We start from the raw sequence: 953 nt of genomic DNA on the forward strand, positions 1-953 counted from the left end.
CGGCCACACCCGCGCTGTTCGCGCCGCCCGCGCGGTTGCCCGCGCCGGCTCGGTCGGCCACCGCGGCGCGATCAGACGCGCCGCCGGTACGGCCACGGAAGTCACCGCGCGAATCGGCGCCAGGGACGTTCTTCGCGAATTTCTCGCGGGACGCATTGTCGCGATACGCGACACCCTGACGATGGCTCGCGTCGTGTTGCCATTTGCCGCCCTCCACCTTGCTTCGATCGAAGTTGCGATCGATATTGGCAGCCTTGTTGACATTGATATTGACGCCTCCGCCTCCCCAGTTGCAATTGCTGAAGATCGCTCCGGCGGCGGCAAGGCCGATGCCCCAGGCAAACCCCGTCGCGAGCGCGGCGCCGGGATAGTAAGCCGGAGAGGGTGGCCAGTAATACGGTGGATAGGCGGGATAACTCCACGCGCCATACACGACCGTCGGGTTGTAGGCAGGCACGTAGATCACCTCCGGGTTCGCCGGCTCGATGCGCACGATGGTCTGTGCAGCTTGCCCGCCAGCGGGCGCAGTTTCACCGCCAGCCGGCGCGGCTTCCACGGTCACCTTCTGCTGTTCGTTGGACTTCAGGTTGCCAGATTCCTGGGCGCGTGCGCGCAGCCGTTGCACCGCAGCGAGCACGTCCTTTTCCTGCGCGAGGAACGCATCGCCGAGCTTCTGAGTCCAGTCGAGCTTGTCGTTCATCGGTTCGAGTACCTGCGGAAACGCGACCAGCGATTTCACGCTGACATCCCACGGCTGGTCCTGTACCGCCTTCACGGCTGCATCGCCCTTGATTTTCGGGTTCGCCTTGACCCAGCGTGCGGCATGCACGATTTCGAGCGGATAGGTCGAGGCCATCAGAACCTGGGACATCACCGAGTCCGGATACAGTGCGATCGGCGCCACGAGCGCCTCGATTTCCTCGGGCTTGAAGGTCGCCTGCTGCGGTTGGCCC

The 953-nt window shown here is 64.7% G+C and carries 1 protein-coding gene; it reads right to left on the bottom strand.

What is annotated here, in order from left to right; genetic code table 11:
• The coding region (locus AWB67_RS38600; RefSeq protein WP_143746835.1) for a DUF3300 domain-containing protein at window positions 1-953 on the bottom strand (953 nt) is incomplete at both ends.

It is taken from the genome of Caballeronia terrestris (assembly GCF_001544515.1).
Classification (GTDB): Bacteria; Pseudomonadota; Gammaproteobacteria; order Burkholderiales; family Burkholderiaceae; genus Caballeronia; species Caballeronia terrestris.